Source organism: Streptomyces herbicida, assembly GCF_032656585.1.
Classification (GTDB): Bacteria; Actinomycetota; Actinomycetes; order Streptomycetales; family Streptomycetaceae; genus Streptomyces; species Streptomyces herbicida.
Window position 1 is genome coordinate 1 of record NZ_JAUYWJ010000035.1, and the last position, 15,300, is coordinate 15,300.

Sequence of the window (15,300 nt, forward strand, 5' to 3'; positions counted from 1 at the left end):
ACGCTGTTGAGTTCTCAAGGAACGGACGCTTCCTTTGTACTCACCCTCTCGGGCTTTCCTCCGGGCGCTTCCCTTCGGTCTTGCGTTTCCGACTCTATCAGACCTTTTCTCGATCCGATTTCCTCGGCGCTTTCCAGGTTCCCGCTTCCGCGTTTCCCTTTCCGGCGGTTCCGACTCTATCAGATCCTTTCGGGCCTGATTCCCAGTCAGCAGGGTTTGTCTTCCCGGCCGTTGAGCCGTTCCGACGAGTGAGACTTTAGCGGATTCCTGGCGCCCGAGCTAATCGGGGCCTGCGCCCTTTCGAACGCGGATTCCTCATTTCGCAAATACGCACGCCAAAGCGCACGGCGACGGATCGCCGATTGACGTTGGTACCTGCGGAATGGCTGTCCGGGGACCGACCGGAGTCGGTGCTCACGTCGGACAACTCGGAGAACACTACGTATCCGGTTGGGGTGTGTCAACTCACGGCCAGGTGGCGCCCCAAGGGCGTAGCCTGGCCGACGTGATGACGCGTACGTGCACCCGGCAGTGGTGGCCCGCCTGACGGCGGCCGTACTCACGTATGCACTCAACGGCCGCCGCCCCGGCGGCCGTTCTCGTATCCCCCTCCAGGGCTCCTGAGAGCCGGCCGGCCGGGCCGGCGGTCTCGACCAGGAGGTGGAACAGGGATGACACGGGTCTTCAGCGGGATCAAGCCGACCGGGCACCTGACGCTGGGGAACTATCTGGGAGCCATGCGGCAGTGGGCCGCGGTGGACCAGCACCAGTCCGATGCGGTGTTCTGCATCGTCGATCTGCACGGGATGACCGTGGACCACGATCCGGCACGGCTGCGCAGGCTCACTCGTCAGGCGGCGACGCTGTTGCTGGCGTCCGGGCTCGATCCCGAGCTGTGCACCGTGTTCGTACAGAGTCATGTGGACGAGCACGCTCGGCTGTCGTACGTGCTGGAGTGCGTGGCGACCGACGGCGAGATGCGGCGGATGATCCAGTACAAGGAGAAGGCCGCGCGGGAGCGGGCCAGGGGCGGGAGTGTGCGGCTGTCCCTGCTGACGTATCCGGTGCTGATGGCGGCGGACATCCTGGCGTACGGGGCGGACGAGGTGCCGGTGGGGGACGACCAGGCGCAGCACGTGGAGCTGTGCCGGGATCTGGCGGTGCGCTTCAACCAGCGGTACGGGCACACGTTCGTGGTGCCGAAGGCGACGCTTCCGCGGGTGGCTGCGCGGGTGATGAACCTTCAGGAGCCGACGGCGAAGATGGGGAAGTCGGACGACTCTGGGCCGGGCATCGTCTATCTGCTCGACGAGCCGGACGTGGTGCGCAAGAAGGTGATGCGGGCCGTTACCGACAGCGGGCGGGAGGTCGTGTACGACCGGGAGGGGCGGCCGGGGGTGACGAATCTGCTGGAGATTCTCGCTGCGTGCACGGGTGGGAACCCTGAGTCACTGGCGGACGTTCACCAGTCGTACGGCGCTTTGAAGAAGGACACCGCGGAGGCGGTGGTCGAGGTTCTCAGGCCCGTGCAGGCCAGGCACAAGGAGTTGTGTGCCGACCCGGGATATGTCGAGGAGGTGCTGCGGCATGGTGCGAAGAAGGCTCGGGCGATGGCGCGGCCGACCGTCGATACCGCTTACCGGGCGATCGGGCTGCTGCCGCCGGTGGCGAAGCCCGCGCTGAACGCGGCCCGGTAGGCGCGCGGGCTGGTGGCGAGGCGCGATGCGAAGTGCTGGCGCATCGTGACCTCGCTGCCGAAGCCGGCGCGGCGGGCGATCTCGGGCATGGGCAGGTCGGTGCGTTCGAGGAGTTTCTGGGCCGCGGCGATGCGCTGGTCCAGGAGCCACCTCAGCGGTGTCGTGCCGGTGGCGGCCGTGAAGTGGCGGGCGAAGGAGCGCGGCGACATGCCCGCTCGGGCGGCCAGATCGGCGACCGTGAGCGGTTCGTGGAGGTGGCGCAGGGCGTGTTCCTGTACGGCGGCGAGGGTGTCGGCGTCGCGGTCCGCGCGCGGGGTGGGGTGCTCGATGAACTGTGCCTGCGTGCCGGTGCGGAAGGGGGCGGTGACCATCGAGCGGGCGATGGTGGCGGCCGCCTCGGCGCCGTGGGACCGGCGTACCAGGTGGAGGCAGAGGTCGATGCCGGCCGCGGTGCCGGCGGCGGTCCAGATGTTGTCGTCCTCGATGAAGAGGGCGTCGGGGACGACGGCGATATGGGGGTGGTGGGCGCGCAGGAGCTCGACGAGGTTCCAGTGGGTGATGGCTCGGCGGCCGTCGAGGAGGCCTGCCTGGGCGAGGGTGAAGGCGCCGCCGCAGAGGGCGGCGAGGGTGGTGCCGCGGGCGTGGGCGCGGCGCAGGGCGTCGAGCACGGGGGCGGGTGCGGGAGTGAGGTGGTCGTCGAGGCCGGGGACGACGATGAGATCGGCTCGGTTCAGCCAGTTCAGAGTGCGGTCGGCGTACAGGGCGAAGCCGCCGCGCATGGGGATGGGGGTGGTGGTGTCGGTGGCGACTCTGCGCAGGTCGAAGGCGGGGGCGCCGCGATCGGTGCGGTCGGTGCCCCAGACCTCGGTGATGACGGAGACGTCGAAGGCGCGGACACCGGGGAAGGCGACGAGGGCCACGCGGTACGGGGCTGTGGTCACGTCTGGCAGTAAACCATCGATCGCTGTCTTCTACCCTTCTGGGGCGGGCGTGCCTGCGGCGGCAGGATCGAGGGCATGGAGATCGCAGAGAACGCAGCGCTGGTGGTCGTCGACGTGCAGAAGGGCTTCGAGGAGGCCGAGTTCTGGGGGCCGCGCAACAATCCCGGGGCGGACGACAACCTCGCCTCGCTGATCGACGCATGGCAGGGGGCGGCGCGGCCGGTCGTCTTCGTGCGGCACGACTCGTCGAAGCCGCAGTCGCCCTTGCGGCCGGGATACGTGGGCAATGACTTCAAGGACTATGTGGAGCAGCGGCGCGGGAAGGGGGACGGCAGTGAGCTGCTGATCACGAAGACCGTGAACTCCGCCTTCCTCGGCACGCCGGATCTGGCGGCCTGGCTGAGGGCGCAGGGGATCGCGCAGGTGGTACTGGCCGGGATCCAGACCAATATGTGCGTGGAGACGACGGCCCGGATGGGCGGGAATCTCGGGTTCGACGTGCTGGTCGCGTACGACGCGACGTACACCTTCGACCTGGAGGGGCCGTTCGGCTGGCGGCGCACCGCGGACGAGCTGGCGCAGGCGTCGGCGGTGTCCCTGCACGGGGGCGGCTTCGCACGGGTGCTGACCACGAAGGAGATCGTGGACGCGGCGGGCTGAGGTGCCGCCCCCCGGGGGACGGTTCCGGGTCAGTCCTTCTTGCCGGAGGCCAGTTCGCGGCTGCGGTCGCGGGCGGCTTCGAGGGCGGCGATCAGGGCGGCTCGTACGCCGTGGTTCTCCAGTTCACGGATGGCGTTGATGGTGGTGCCCGCGGGTGAGGTGACGTTCTCGCGGAGCTTGACCGGGTGTTCGCCGCTGTCGCGGAGCATCACCGCGGCGCCGATGGCGGACTGGACGATGAGGTCGTGGGCCTTGTCGCGGGGCAGGCCGAGGAGGATGCCGGCGTCGGTCATGGCTTCGACCAGGTAGAAGAAGTAGGCCGGGCCGGAGCCGGAGAGGGCGGTGCAGGCGTCCTGCTGGGACTCGGGGACGCGGAGCGTCTTGCCGACGGCGCCGAAGATCTCCTCGGCATGGGCCATGTGTTCGGCGGTGGCGTGGCTGCCCGCGGAGATGACGGACATGGCCTCGTCGACGAGGGCCGGGGTGTTCGTCATGACCCGGACGACCGGGGTGCCCGCGGCCAGGCGCTCCTCGAAGAAGGAGGTGGGGATACCCGCGGCTCCGCTGATGACCAGGCGGTCGGTGGGGATGTGCGGGGCGAGTTCGTCGAGGAGGGCGCCCATGTCCTGCGGCTTGACCGTGAGGATCAGGGTGTCGGCGTTCTTGGCGGCCTCGGCGTTGCTGACCGGGGTTACTCCGTAGCGGGTGCGGAGTTCTTCGGCCCGTTCGGAGCGGCGGGTGGTGACCAGGAGGTCGGCGGGGGCCCAGCCGGCTCGGATCATTCCGCTGAGCAGGGCTTCGCCGATCTTGCCGGTGCCGAGGACTGCGACTTTCTGGGTCATGGTGCGGGTGCCCTCCGGGGGTTGCGTCGTCCGGGTTCATCCTCGCACCGGTGCGCAGGAGCGGGGTTTCGCTGTCCGGTGGGCGGACGTCCGTTGCCGGGTTGCCGTCGAGGGTCCGCGCCCCCGCCGCCCCTGCCCGTCCCGTCCCGTCCCGTCCCCAGGGGCTGCCGCTCCTTCGACCCCGCCCGGGGGCTGCGCCCCCAGACCCTCGCTTCGGCCTGAACGGCCGCGTCCTCGAACGCCGGACGGGCTGCACGGTGCTGGCCTTCTCGAAGCGAGCCGTTACGCCGTCCGGCGTCGCAGGGTGGCCGCTCCCAGTCCCAGTACCAGTACCGCGGACCCGGCCACGATCAGGACGTCCCTGAGGAAGGTCGTCGTCATGTCCGTGTGGTGCAGGACCTCGTTCATGCCGTCGACGGCGTAGGACATGGGGAGGACGTTGGAGATGCCCTCCAGGACGGGGTGCATGTTGGAGCGGGGGGTGAACAGGCCGCAGAGCAGGAGTTGGGGGAAGATCACCGCGGGCATGAACTGGACCGCCTGGAATTCCGAGGCCGCGAAGGCCGAGACGAAGAGGCCGAGGGCCGTGCCGAGCAGCGCGTCGAGCAGGGCGACCAGGAGCAGCAGCCATGCCGAGCCCGTGACGTCCAGGCCCAGGAACCACACGGCCAGGCCGGTGGCCAGTGCCGACTGGACGATGGCGAGGCCGCCGAAGGCGAGGGCGTAGCCGGCGATGAGGTCGCCCTTGCCGAGGGGCATGGCGAGGAGGCGTTCGAGGGTGCCCGAGGTGCGTTCGCGCAGGGTGGCGATGGACGTGACCAGGAACATCGTGATCAGCGGGAAGATCCCGAGCAGTGATGCGCCGATGTTGTCGAAGGTGCGGGCGCTGCCGTCGAAGACATAGCGGAGCAGGAACAGCATCAGGCAGGGGACGAGGATCATCAGCGCGATCGTGCGCGGGTCGTGGCGGAGCTGGCGCAGCACCCGGGTCGCGGTGGCGGTGGTCCGGGAGAGGTTCAGGGCGCTGGTGGGGGCGGGCGCGGTGGTCGTGCTCATCGGGCTGTCTCCTTGGTGCGGCCGGCGGCGACCGCTTCGTCCACCAGGTGCAGGAACGCCGCCTCGACGGTGTCCGCTCCGGTACGGGTGCGCAGGGCGTCGGGGGTGTCGTCGGCGAGGATCTCGCCCTCGCGCATGAGCAGGAGCCGGTGGCAGCGTTCGGCCTCGTCCATGACGTGGGAGGAGATGAGGAGGGTGGCGCCGCGGGTGGCGGCGATGTCGTGGAAGAGGTTCCACAGGTCGCGGCGCAGGACCGGGTCGAGGCCGACGGTGGGTTCGTCGAGGATCAGGAGTTCGGGGGTGCCCAGCAGGGCCACCGCGAGGGAGACGCGGCTGCGCTGGCCACCGGAGAGGTTGCCGGCGAGGGCGTCGGCGTGGCTGGTGAGGTCGACGTCGTTGATGGCCCGGGTGACGTTCTCGCGGCGGCGTTCGGCGGCGATGGGGGTCCCCCCGCGCGAGCGAGTTCGAGCGTGGGGGAGGCCGGGGTCGAGTATCGCGGCGAAGTAGTCGAGGTTCTGGCGGACGGTCAGGTCGTCGTAGACGGACGGGGCCTGGGTGACGTAGCCGATGCGGGTGCGCAGGAGGGGGTCGCCGGCGGGCCGGCCGAGGACCTGGAGGGTGCCCGTGACCTTGGCCTGGGTGCCCACGATCGAGCGCATGAGGGTCGACTTGCCGCATCCCGAGGGGCCCAGCAGGCCGGTGATCTGACCGCGCGGGACGGTGAAGTCGAGGCCGCGCAGGACGGTGCGGGGACCACGGACGACGGTGAGGGCGGCGGCCTCGACGGCCGGGGTCTCCGGTGGCCCGGACGAGTAATTCATCATGCGATGAATAATCCTCGCGGGGCCGTATGCCGTCAAGTGGGGTGCGTTCGGTGGCACGCAGGCGCTGTGGGGTGGCCGGAAGAGTGCGGTCCGCTCGTGCGCACCCGTCTTCACCAGGTGGCCACACGAACCGGGCGGCACTCCAACTCCCTTTTCCGACAATGGATTTCACTGCCATTCGTGCCCTCGCGGGCTTCGCGTTCCTCGTCATCGGAGGTGCTGCCGTCATGCGCCGTGTCGTAGGCAAGGCCGATCTCTTCTCGTCCCTCGTTGTGTTCCTCGTCGCGCTGCCGCTGTGTGTGGGCGTGGCCATGGCCTCCGGTGTCCCGGCCGAACTGGGGCTGGTCACCGGGATAGTGGGCGGGCTGGTCGCCGGGGCGCTGCCGGGCAGCAGCCTGCAGGTGAGCGGCCCGGCGGCGGGGCTGACCGTGCTGGTGTACGAGGCCGTGCGGGAGTACGGGGTCGAAGGGCTCGGCGTGCTGGTGCTCGCAGCCGGGCTGGTGCAGATCGGCCTGGGACTGCTGCGGCTCGGGCGGTGGTTCCGGGCGGTGTCGGTGGCGGTCGTGCACGGGATGCTCGCCGGCATCGGGCTCGTGCTGGTGGCCGGTCAGGTCTACGCCCTCGGGGACGCGGCCGCTCCGGCGGGCGGGCTCGCCAAGATCGCCGGGCTGGTGTCGCTGCCCGCGCGGGTGGGACCGGTGGCGTTGTCGGTGGGCGGTGCCACCATTGCCGTACTGGTGCTGTGGCCGCGCTGGCGGCGGGGAGCCCGGCTGGTGCCCGCGCCACTGGTGGCGGTTGCCGGGGCGACGGCGGTGACCTGGCTGTTCGATCTGGATGTGCGGCGCGTCGAGGTGCGCGGTGTGCTGGATGCCGTACGGCTCCCGGAGGTGGTGGACTTCGGACGGCTGACGGAAGTGGGCGTGCTCGGAACCGTCGCCGCCTTCGCACTGATCGCGTCCGCCGAGTCCCTGTTCAGCGCGGCGGCGGTGGACCGGCTGCACCAGGGACCGCGGACGGAGTACGACAAGGAGCTGATCGCACAGGGAGCGGGGAACGCGGTGTGCGGGGTGCTGGGTGCGCTACCGATGACCGCGGTGATCGTACGGAGCGCGGCGAACGTGCAGGCGGGAGCCCGGACGAAGGCGTCGCGCGTACTGCACGGGGCATGGCTGCTGCTGTTCACGGCGCTGCTGCCCGGTGCGCTCGGGGTGGTTCCGGTGGCGGCGCTGGCCGGACTGCTGGTGCACGCGGGGTGCCGGCTCGTGCCGGTGCGGGAGCTGCGCGGGCTGTGGCGCGGACATCGGGGAGAGGTGGTGGTGCTCTCGGTGACGGCGATCGTGATCGTCGTCGGGAACCTGTTCGAGGGGGTGCTGGTCGGCCTCGTGCTGGCGGTGGCGAAGACCGCGTGGGAGGTCAGCCATGTGCACGTGGAGAGCGAGGACCGGGGAGAAGCGGGGATCGTCGTGCGGGTGCTGGGGCATGCGACGTTCCTGCGGCTGCCGAAGCTGCTGGACGCGTTGGAGGCGGTCCCGCGCGACCGGAAGGTCCGGCTGGAGCTCGGCGGCCTGCGGTATGTGGACCGGGCGTGCGCGGCGGCCCTGGAGGGGTGGGCCGCCGAGCGGACAGCCCTCGGGTCAGGTGTGGGTGGCCACCAGTAGCAGGACGTCGTAGGTCTCCTCGACGACGCCGTCCGGGAAGACCTTCAGCAGATGGGCGCGCTCCTCGTCGAAGAAGGCGGTCCGGCGCTCCTGCGGCGTGAGGAGGAAGACCGAGTGGCTGCCGACGTTGGCGAGATGTGTGGCAAGGGGGACACGGCGGCTCCAGCGGACCTCACGGCGCGTGAAGCGCAGACGGCCGCTGGGGTCGGCGAGTTCGGTCCGGGCGGCCCGCTCCCTCTCGGCGGCGACGTCGTTACCGAAGAAGCGGCCGGCGCGCTCGGCGGCCTCGGCGATCCACTCGACGTCGAGGGCGTGGGTGTTCCACCACAGCGCCAGCGCACCGCCCGGGCGCAGCACGCGCAGCGCCTCCGGCACCGACCGGGCCGGGTCCGTCCAGTGCCAGGCCTGCGCATAGGTGAGGAAGTCGGCGCTCGCGTCGGCCAGGGGGAGGGCGTCGCCGCTGCCCCGGACGATCGGGATGCCGGGCAGGGCGTGGCGGAACTGGGCCGCCATGCCCTCACCGGGCTCCACCGCGACCACATCGGCACCCCGGGCCCGCAGCAGCGCCGTCGCGATACCGGTACCGGCACCCACGTCCACGACCCGGGCACCGCCGAGGGGGCGGGCGGCGAGTTCCTCGACGGCGTCGAAGAGGGCGGGCGGATAGGAGGGCCGGTTCGCGGCGTACTGGGCCGCGGCGGCGTTGAAGGAGTGGGCCCGGTCGGGGGTGGGGGAAGGCGGAGGCGTCATGGTCATACGGCCATGGTGGTGAGGAAGGGGCGCCCGACGACAGCGGGTTTCCCGCCGCCGGCGTCCGCGGGCTATTTCCTCCGGCGCTTCTTCGAGGGGTTCCCGGTGCGCCGCGAGGAGCGGCGTTCGTATTCCTCGCGTGCCTTCTCGTACTCCTCGCGGTGGAGCTTCTCGCCCGGGGCCTCGGTGAGGGAGCGGAAGAAGTAGGCGAGCAGCGAGCCGACGAAGCCGATGGCCAGGAGCCCGCGCAGGGAGGCCTGACGGTCGGGGTCGAGGCGCTTGCCGAACCCGTCCCAGGTGTTGCGGAAGGCCAGCGCGCTGCAGATCGCGAACATCGCCACGACCAGCACGTTCACAAAGGAGCCGGTGCCGGCGATCTGCAGGCCCTGGTAGGCGAACCGGAGCACGAACGCGGACGCGACGGCCGCGGCCAGCGAGCCGGCGGCCACGGCGGCACGCCGGCCCGGGTAACCGTTGTCGTGGTTCACCCAGGACGTGCCGAAGAAGCGCAGGGGCTCGGGGCGGGGCCCGCTCCGGGCTCCGTCGGCGGAGCCCGCGGGGGTGTCCGTGGTGCCGGGTTCGTCGCTCACGGGACGATTATGGCTCCGCGGCGCCGCGGGCTCCGTGCGGGGTCAGCCGCAGCGCGGGGCGATGTAGCCGTCGCTGCCCGTGTTCACGTAGGAATCCGAGACGTACTCGCCGTTGTCGATGTTGTCCCAGATGTTCGTGGTGCCGTAGTAGCCCGCGACCCTCGTGCCCGGCGACTGGCAGTAGATCGCGACCTTGGCGCCCTCGGGCAGGACGCGGACGATGTTGTAGCCGGTGCCCGGGCCGCTGCGGACATTGAGCCTGAGGCCCGGGGCGACCGAGTAGTAGTGCAGGGACGCCGTCGCGGCCGCCGTCGCCACGGCCTCCCCCTCGCCGGCTCCCTCGACCTCTTCGACACGCTCAACAGACATGCGATTCCTCCCCCGTTGGCCCCATGACTGTCATGGGGTCCCGTTCATTCCCCTCTTGCGCGGCACGAAACGCCCTTGTGCAACACGCACGCGGAGGCTAGCAAGCCGACTCCGACTCGTACGAATCATCGACTAGGCTCCCTGCGTCGCGCGCGCGGACGAACAGCACGGGGGTGGTCCCATGGCGCCACAGCGCAACACCGGAGCGGGCGCGGAAGCGGAACTTCCCGAGTACGCCGGTCACTACCGCCTGGAGTCATGCCTGGGCTCGGGCGGCATGGGTGTGGTGCACCTGGCCCGGAGCACCTCCGGGCTGAAGCTCGCGGTGAAGGTCGTACACGCCGAGTTCGCCAAGGATCGCGAGTTCAGGGGCCGTTTCCGGCAGGAGGTGGCCGCGGCCCGAAAGGTCAGCGGCGCCTTCACCGCGCCCGTGGTCGACGCCGACCCGGAGGCCGAACGGCCCTGGATGGCCACGCTGTTCATCCCCGGCCCCACGCTGTCCGATCACGTCAAGCGGAACGGCCCGATGCCCACCGCGCAACTGCGCCGGCTGATGGCCGGGCTCGCGGAGGCGCTGCGCGACATCCACCGGGTCGGGGTCGTCCACCGGGATCTGAAGCCGAGCAACGTGCTGCTCGCCGAGGACGGGCCGAAGGTCATCGACTTCGGCATCTCCCGGCCGAAGGACAGCGAACTGCGCACCGAGACCGGCAAGTTGATCGGCACTCCGCCCTTCATGGCGCCGGAGCAGTTCCGGCGGCCGCGCGAGGTCGGGCCCGCCGCCGACATCTTCGCGCTCGGTTCGGTGCTGGTGCACGCGGCCACCGGGCGCGGGCCGTTCGACTCCGACAGCCCGTATGTCGTCGCCTACCAGGTCGTGCACGACGAGCCCGACCTGACCGGGGTGCCGGAGAGTCTCGCGCCGCTGGTGGTGCGCTGTCTCGCCAAGGAGCCGGAGGACCGGCCGACTCCGGACGAGCTCATGCGCGAGCTGCGGTCGGTGGCCGCGTCGTACGACACCCAGGCGTTCATACCCGCTCAGCGCGCGACGGACGGACCTGCTTCGGAGGCCGGTGCCGAGCCTGCTGGGCAAGCCGGGCACGCCGGCGAGAGCAAGGAAACCGGGGAAACCGGGGAAGCGAAGAAAGCCGCGGATGCCGAACGGCCGTCCAGGCTTCGCGCCGGCCGGAAGGCGGCGCTGGGCATCGGTGCGCTCGGACTTGCCGTGGCCGCCGTGCTGGCCTCGGTCCAGGCGTTCGGCGGCAGCGAACCCGCGCCGACGAGCACGAGTCCTCGTACCGGCGCGGCCGCCTTCAGCGCCTGGCACACGAAGCCCGCGCCCGAGGCGGCGGGGATGCCGCAGTGTGCGTACGGCGCGAAGAAACTGCTCTGTGCGCAGCCCGGCGTGATCTTCGCGCTCTCCCCCACCGACGGGAAGGTGCTGTGGCGGCACTCGGTGGCCACGAAGACCACCAGCGGCCCGCCGGTCCTCGCGGGCGGTCTGATCCAGCCCTACACCGGCGGCGGCTCGCGTCTGACGGCGCTGGACCCCGCCACCGGCAAGGAGGTCTGGAAGCGGCGTCTGCCGACGGACACGATGGTGCGCTACGTCGGCGGCACGGCCCTGCTCACCGCTGCCGACGGAACGGTCACGGGCCTGGACGCCGCGTCGGGCGACACCAGGTGGAGCGGCCGGATCGCGGGCCAGAGCCGCCCGTTGTTCGTCTCGTTCCCCAAAGACCCGCTGGCGTACGCGACGAGCACGTCCGCCGACGGGTCGGGCACGCGGGTGACCGCCGTCGATCCGCTGACCGGTGACGTGCGGTGGGATGCCCGGCTGAAGGGGACACTGACGCCCTTCGGCGCCGAGGACGGCTCGCTCTTCTTCCAATCGGTCGACCGGGTCTACGGGGAAACGACGGCGGTCGTCCGCTACACCCCCGGCTCCCGGGCGGTACGTCGTGTGGCGCTGCCCGTCGCGGCGGCGGGCGCCCACGCCACCGTGCGGGGAAGCGTGGTCTATGTGCTGGCCACCGGCGGCTCCCTGGAGGCCGTGGACATGGCGGCGGGCAAGTCGCTGTGGCATCTGGAGACCTCGGTGACCCGCGGTTCGGACCCGGTCACCGACGGCGAGCACGTCTTCTTCACCGCGGGCGACGGGCGGCTGCTCGCCGTCGACGCCCGCAAGGGCAGGCTCGTCGGGCAGACCCCGGCGCGGCTGGGCGCGAACTCGGCAGAGGTCATGGGAGCGCCGCCCGCCCCCGTGATCAAGAACGGGCGCGTCTGCGCCACCGCCCCCGACGGCACCGTGTTCGCCGTGGACGCGGCCGACCCGTCGGCCTGGTGACACGCGAAGGGGCCGCCCCCGGGGAGGGAGGCGGCCCCTTGCGAAGGCCGGAGCGTCAGCCCAGCTTGGTCACGTCACGGACGGCGCCCTTGTCCGCGCTGGTCGCCATCGCCGCGTAGGCCCGCAGCGCGGCCGAGACCTTCCGCTCCCGGTTCTTCGGCGCGTACGCCCCGTCCAGCGCCTGCTCTCGGCGGGCCAGCTCGGCCTCGTCGACCAGGAGCTCGATCGTGCGGGCCGGGATGTCGATGCGGATGCGGTCGCCGTCCTCGACCAGGGCGATCGTGCCGCCCGAGGCCGCCTCGGGGGACGCGTGGCCGATGGAGAGGCCGGACGTGCCGCCGGAGAAGCGGCCGTCGGTGATCAGGGCGCAGGTCTTGCCCAGGCCGCGGCCCTTGAGGAAGGACGTCGGGTAGAGCATCTCCTGCATGCCCGGGCCGCCCTTCGGGCCCTCGTAGCGGATGACCACCACGTCGCCGTCGGTGACCTGCTTGTTGAGGATCTTCTCGACGGCCTCCTCCTGCGACTCGCAGACCACCGCCGGACCCTCGAAGGTCCAGATCGACTCGTCGACGCCGGCCGTCTTCACCACGCAGCCGTCGACGGCCAGGTTGCCCTTGAGGACGGCCAGGCCGCCGTCCTTGGAGTACGCGTGCTCGACCGAGCGGATGCAGCCGCCCTCGGCGTCGTCGTCCAGCGCCTCCCAGCGCTCGGACTGCGAGAAGGCCTCGGCGGAGCGCACGCAGCCGGGGGCCGCGTGCCACAGTTCCACGGCCTCGGGGGACGGGGAGCCGCCGCGCACGTCCCACGTCTTCAGCCAGTCCGCCAGGGACGGGCTGTGGACCGCGTGCACGTCCTCGTTGAGCAGGCCCCCGCGGTGCAGCTCGCCGAGCAGGGCGGGGATGCCGCCGGCCCGGTGCACGTCCTCCATGTAGTACGTGCGGGTCTTGGCGACGTTCGGGGCGACCTTCGCCAGGCAGGGCACGCGGCGCGAGACCGCGTCGATCTGCTCCAGGCCGAAGGGCACGCCCGCCTCCTGGGCCGCCGCCAGCAGGTGCAGGATCGTGTTCGTGGAGCCGCCCATCGCGATGTCGAGCGCCATGGCGTTCTCGAAGGCCGCGAAGGTGGCGACGTTGAGCGGGAGGACCGTCTCGTCGTCCTGCTCGTAGTAGCGGCGGGTGATGTCCATCACCGTGCGGGCCGCGTCGACGTACAGCTGCTTGCGGGCCGTGTGGGTGGCCAGGACCGAGCCGTTGCCGGGCAGGGACAGGCCGATCGCCTCGGTCAGGCAGTTCATCGAGTTCGCGGTGAACATGCCGGAACAGCTGCCGCAGGTCGGGCAGGCGTTCTCCTCGATACGGAGGATGTCCTCGTCGGAGATCTTGTCGTTGACGGCGTCGGAGATCGCGTCGACCAGGTCGAGGGTGCGGACCGTGCCGTCGACGAGCGTGGCGCGGCCGGCCTCCATGGGTCCGCCGGAGACGAAGACCGTCGGGATGTTCAGGCGCAGGGCCGCCAGCAGCATGCCCGGGGTGATCTTGTCGCAGTTGGAGATGCAGACCAGGGCGTCGGCGCAGTGCGCCTCGACCATGTACTCGACCGAGTCCGCGATCAGGTCGCGGGAGGGCAGGGAGTACAGCATGCCGCCGTGGCCCATCGCGATGCCGTCGTCGACGGCGATGGTGTTGAACTCGCGCGGGATGCCGCCCGCCTCCGTGATCGCCTCGCTGACGATCCGGCCGACCGGCTGGAGGTGGGTGTGGCCCGGCACGAACTCCGTGAAGCTGTTGGCGACCGCGATGATCGGCTTCCGGCCGATGTCCGCACCGGGTACACCGGAGGCGCGCATAAGGGCGCGGGCGCCCGCCATGTTGCGGCCGTGGGTGACTGTGCGGGACCTCAGCTCGGGCATCTCGCTCGCTCCTTCAGAGACTGCGATCAGAGAGACTTCTGATTGCCAACGAGCGTACGCCGGTCATCCAGGGATCGGGACGAGGTGTCCGGAATGCGGGATGAGCGTCTCGGGAAATCCGACCGTCGCTCTCGGGATATCCGGCGGTCGCTCTCGGGAAATCCGGCGGTCGCTCTCGGGAAATCCGGCGGTCAGGGAGCCGTGAGATGTCCTTGGACCACGGGTGCCACCCGGGCCACGATCTGCTCCAGGTCCGCCGAGGCCAGCGGCTCCACCTTGATCACGTACCGCAGCATCGCGCACCCCACCAGCTGCGCCGCCGCCAGCTCGGCCCGCAGCTCCGCGTCGGGCAGGTCCAGCTGGGAGGCGATGCGGCGCAGCAGCTGGGAGGCGACCAGGCGGCGGAAGACGGCGGCCGCGGTCTCGTTGTTGACCGCGGAGCGGACGATCGCCAGCAGCGGCGTGCGGGTGGTGGGATTCTCCCAGATGCCGAAGATGAAGCGGGTGAGCCGCTCGCCGACCCCCTCGAGGGGACCGTCGGCGATCGCGGTCGGCGCGTTGAGCGCGGGCGCGAAGGCGACCTCGATGGCCGCCTCGAACATCTGCTCCTTGGTGCCGAAGTAGTGGTGGACCAGCGCGGAGTCGACACCGGCGGCCTTGGCGATGCCGCGTACCGAGGTCTTCTCGTAGCCGCGCTCGGAGAACTCCTCGCGGGCCGCGGCCAGGATGCGGTCGCGGGTATCGGCGGACTCGGTGCGCGGGGGACGGCCGCGGCGCCTGGAGTTCGCCTCGGTGCGGCGCGGGGTGATGCCGGTCATCGTCGGGGCACCTTCACCGCGGAGGCCAGGTGCAGGCGTGTGTAGGCCAGCGCCTCGGCCAGGTCGGCCTCGCGTTCGGCGCTGGACATCGCGCGCCGGGTGTTGACCTCGATGACGACGTGGCCGTCGAAGCCGGTGAGCGCGAGCCGCTCCAGCACCTCGGCGCAGGGCTGGCTGCCGCGCCCGGGCACCAGGTGCTCGTCTTTCGCCGACCCGTTGCCGTCGGCGAGGTGCACGTGGCCCAGGCGGTCGCCCATGCGGTCGATCATCTGGAGGGCGTCCGTGCGGGCGGTCGCCGTGTGGCTGAGGTCGATCGTGAAGTGGCGGTAGTCGTCGTTGGTCACGTCCCAGTCGGGGGCGTACGCCAGCATCTCGCGGTCGCGGTAGCGCCACGGGTACATGTTCTCGACGGCGAACCGTACGTCCGTCTCGTTCGCCATCCGCCAGATCCCGGCGACGAAGTCACGGGCGTACTGCCGCTGCCAGCGGAACGGCGGGTGGACGACGACCGTGCCGGCGTCGAGCTTCTCGGCGGCCGCCCGGGCGCGCTGGAGCTTGACCCAGGGGTCCGTGGACCAGACGCGCTGGGTGATCAGCAGGCAGGGGGCGTGGACGGCCAGGATCGGGATGCGGTGGTAGTCGCTGAGCCGGCGCAGCGCCTCGATGTCCTGGCTGACCGGGTCGGTCCACACCATGACCTCGACCCCGTCGTACCCGAGGCGCGCGGCGATCTCGAAGGCCGTCGCCGTCGACTCCGGGTAGACGGAGGCCGTCGACAGGGCGACCTTCGCATCCGGGATGCGGACAACGTCCCTTGGTTCTGCCACGGAGACAGATTA

The 15,300-nt window shown here is 71.0% G+C and carries 14 protein-coding genes; 4 read left to right on the forward strand and 10 right to left on the reverse strand.

Going from position 1 to position 15,300, the window contains the following annotated elements; translation table 11 throughout:
• The first annotated feature begins 671 nt into the window (after positions 1-671).
• A complete protein-coding gene (gene trpS, locus Q8A52_RS44100) occupies positions 672-1,697 on the forward strand; it encodes a tryptophan--tRNA ligase (protein WP_316763183.1) in 1,026 nt (341 codons plus the stop codon).
• On the opposite strand, the gene Q8A52_RS44105 is transcribed toward trpS, so the two are convergent.
• Positions 1,637-2,638 (reverse strand): GlxA family transcriptional regulator, encoded by a 1,002-nt coding sequence (locus Q8A52_RS44105; RefSeq protein WP_316763185.1) that lies wholly within the window; start codon positions 2,636-2,638, stop codon positions 1,637-1,639. The genes trpS and Q8A52_RS44105 overlap by 61 nt on opposite strands.
• Before the next feature lie 75 nt (positions 2,639-2,713).
• Here Q8A52_RS44105 and Q8A52_RS44110 point away from each other — a divergent pair, with 75 nt between their 5' ends.
• Positions 2,714-3,298 carry a cysteine hydrolase family protein gene (locus Q8A52_RS44110; RefSeq protein WP_316763188.1) on the forward strand — a complete coding sequence of 195 codons (585 nt, stop codon included), beginning with the start codon at positions 2,714-2,716 and terminating at the stop codon, positions 3,296-3,298.
• Between the two features lie 29 nt (positions 3,299-3,327).
• On the opposite strand, the gene proC is transcribed toward Q8A52_RS44110, so the two are convergent.
• The 3 genes from proC to Q8A52_RS44125 form a co-directional block, all read right to left on the reverse strand.
• The gene (gene proC, locus Q8A52_RS44115) at positions 3,328-4,140 is read right to left on the reverse strand and encodes a pyrroline-5-carboxylate reductase (protein ID WP_316763191.1); all 813 of its coding nucleotides are present in this window, start codon (positions 4,138-4,140) and stop codon (positions 3,328-3,330) included.
• A 282-nt stretch (positions 4,141-4,422) separates the two neighbouring features.
• The gene (locus tag Q8A52_RS44120) at positions 4,423-5,196 is read right to left on the reverse strand and encodes an ABC transporter permease (protein ID WP_316763194.1); all 774 of its coding nucleotides are present in this window, start codon (positions 5,194-5,196) and stop codon (positions 4,423-4,425) included.
• Positions 5,193-6,020: an ABC transporter ATP-binding protein gene (locus Q8A52_RS44125; protein WP_316763197.1), complete on the reverse strand. Its 828-nt coding sequence runs from the start codon at positions 6,018-6,020 to the stop codon at positions 5,193-5,195. Before Q8A52_RS44125 ends, Q8A52_RS44120 begins: the two co-directional genes overlap by 4 nt.
• 227 nt (positions 6,021-6,247) lie before the next feature.
• On the opposite strand from Q8A52_RS44125, the gene Q8A52_RS44130 reads away from it, so the two are divergent.
• On the forward strand, positions 6,248-7,678 hold the full coding sequence (locus Q8A52_RS44130; protein WP_316763200.1) for a SulP family inorganic anion transporter: 1,431 nt from the start codon (positions 6,248-6,250) through the stop codon (positions 7,676-7,678).
• Here Q8A52_RS44130 and Q8A52_RS44135 read toward each other — a convergent pair.
• The 3 genes from Q8A52_RS44135 to Q8A52_RS44145 all read right to left on the reverse strand — a co-directional run bounded on the left by Q8A52_RS44135 (position 7,655) and on the right by Q8A52_RS44145 (position 9,387).
• The gene (locus Q8A52_RS44135) at positions 7,655-8,428 is read right to left on the reverse strand and encodes a class I SAM-dependent methyltransferase (protein WP_316763373.1); all 774 of its coding nucleotides are present in this window, start codon (positions 8,426-8,428) and stop codon (positions 7,655-7,657) included. The two genes, Q8A52_RS44130 and Q8A52_RS44135, sit on opposite strands and share 24 nt — an antisense overlap.
• A 71-nt stretch (positions 8,429-8,499) precedes the next feature.
• On the reverse strand, positions 8,500-9,018 hold the full coding sequence (locus Q8A52_RS44140; RefSeq protein WP_316763203.1) for an EamA/RhaT family transporter: 519 nt from the start codon (positions 9,016-9,018) through the stop codon (positions 8,500-8,502).
• Between the two features lie 42 nt (positions 9,019-9,060).
• A complete protein-coding gene (locus Q8A52_RS44145; protein WP_316763206.1) occupies positions 9,061-9,387 on the reverse strand; it encodes an SH3 domain-containing protein in 327 nt (108 codons plus the stop codon).
• A gap of 181 nt (positions 9,388-9,568) precedes the next feature.
• Here Q8A52_RS44145 and Q8A52_RS44150 point away from each other — a divergent pair, with 181 nt between their 5' ends.
• Positions 9,569-11,734 carry a serine/threonine-protein kinase gene (locus tag Q8A52_RS44150; protein WP_316763209.1) on the forward strand — a complete coding sequence of 722 codons (2,166 nt, stop codon included), beginning with the start codon at positions 9,569-9,571 and terminating at the stop codon, positions 11,732-11,734.
• 55 nt (positions 11,735-11,789) lie between these two features.
• Here Q8A52_RS44150 and ilvD read toward each other — a convergent pair whose 3' ends face one another.
• The 3 genes from ilvD to Q8A52_RS44165 all read right to left on the reverse strand — a co-directional run bounded on the left by ilvD (position 11,790) and on the right by Q8A52_RS44165 (position 15,288).
• On the reverse strand, positions 11,790-13,643 hold the full coding sequence (gene ilvD, locus Q8A52_RS44155; RefSeq protein ID WP_316763212.1) for a dihydroxy-acid dehydratase: 1,854 nt from the start codon (positions 13,641-13,643) through the stop codon (positions 11,790-11,792).
• A 191-nt stretch (positions 13,644-13,834) separates the two neighbouring features.
• On the reverse strand, positions 13,835-14,461 hold the full coding sequence (locus Q8A52_RS44160; protein ID WP_316763216.1) for a TetR/AcrR family transcriptional regulator: 627 nt from the start codon (positions 14,459-14,461) through the stop codon (positions 13,835-13,837).
• Entirely contained in the window at positions 14,458-15,288 is an 831-nt protein-coding gene (locus tag Q8A52_RS44165) for a sugar phosphate isomerase/epimerase family protein (protein WP_316763218.1), read from the reverse strand. The genes Q8A52_RS44160 and Q8A52_RS44165 overlap by 4 nt, the downstream gene beginning before the upstream one ends.
• Between the last annotated feature and the right edge of the window lie 12 nt (positions 15,289-15,300).

Coding starts and splice junctions, on each gene's coding strand:
- trpS (WP_316763183.1), top strand. CDS start 672: ATGACACGGGTCTTCAGCGGGATCAAGCCGACCGGGCACCTGACGCTG.
- Q8A52_RS44110 (WP_316763188.1), top strand. CDS start 2,714: ATGGAGATCGCAGAGAACGCAGCGCTGGTGGTCGTCGACGTGCAGAAG.
- proC (WP_316763191.1), bottom strand. CDS start 4,140: ATGACCCAGAAAGTCGCAGTCCTCGGCACCGGCAAGATCGGCGAAGCC.
- Q8A52_RS44120 (WP_316763194.1), bottom strand. CDS start 5,196: ATGAGCACGACCACCGCGCCCGCCCCCACCAGCGCCCTGAACCTCTCC.
- Q8A52_RS44125 (WP_316763197.1), bottom strand. CDS start 6,020: ATGATGAATTACTCGTCCGGGCCACCGGAGACCCCGGCCGTCGAGGCC.
- Q8A52_RS44130 (WP_316763200.1), top strand. CDS start 6,248: ATGCGCCGTGTCGTAGGCAAGGCCGATCTCTTCTCGTCCCTCGTTGTG.
- Q8A52_RS44135 (WP_316763373.1), bottom strand. CDS start 8,428: ATGACGCCTCCGCCTTCCCCCACCCCCGACCGGGCCCACTCCTTCAAC.
- Q8A52_RS44145 (WP_316763206.1), bottom strand. CDS start 9,387: ATGTCTGTTGAGCGTGTCGAAGAGGTCGAGGGAGCCGGCGAGGGGGAG.
- Q8A52_RS44150 (WP_316763209.1), top strand. CDS start 9,569: ATGGCGCCACAGCGCAACACCGGAGCGGGCGCGGAAGCGGAACTTCCC.
- ilvD (WP_316763212.1), bottom strand. CDS start 13,643: ATGCCCGAGCTGAGGTCCCGCACAGTCACCCACGGCCGCAACATGGCG.
- Q8A52_RS44160 (WP_316763216.1), bottom strand. CDS start 14,461: ATGACCGGCATCACCCCGCGCCGCACCGAGGCGAACTCCAGGCGCCGC.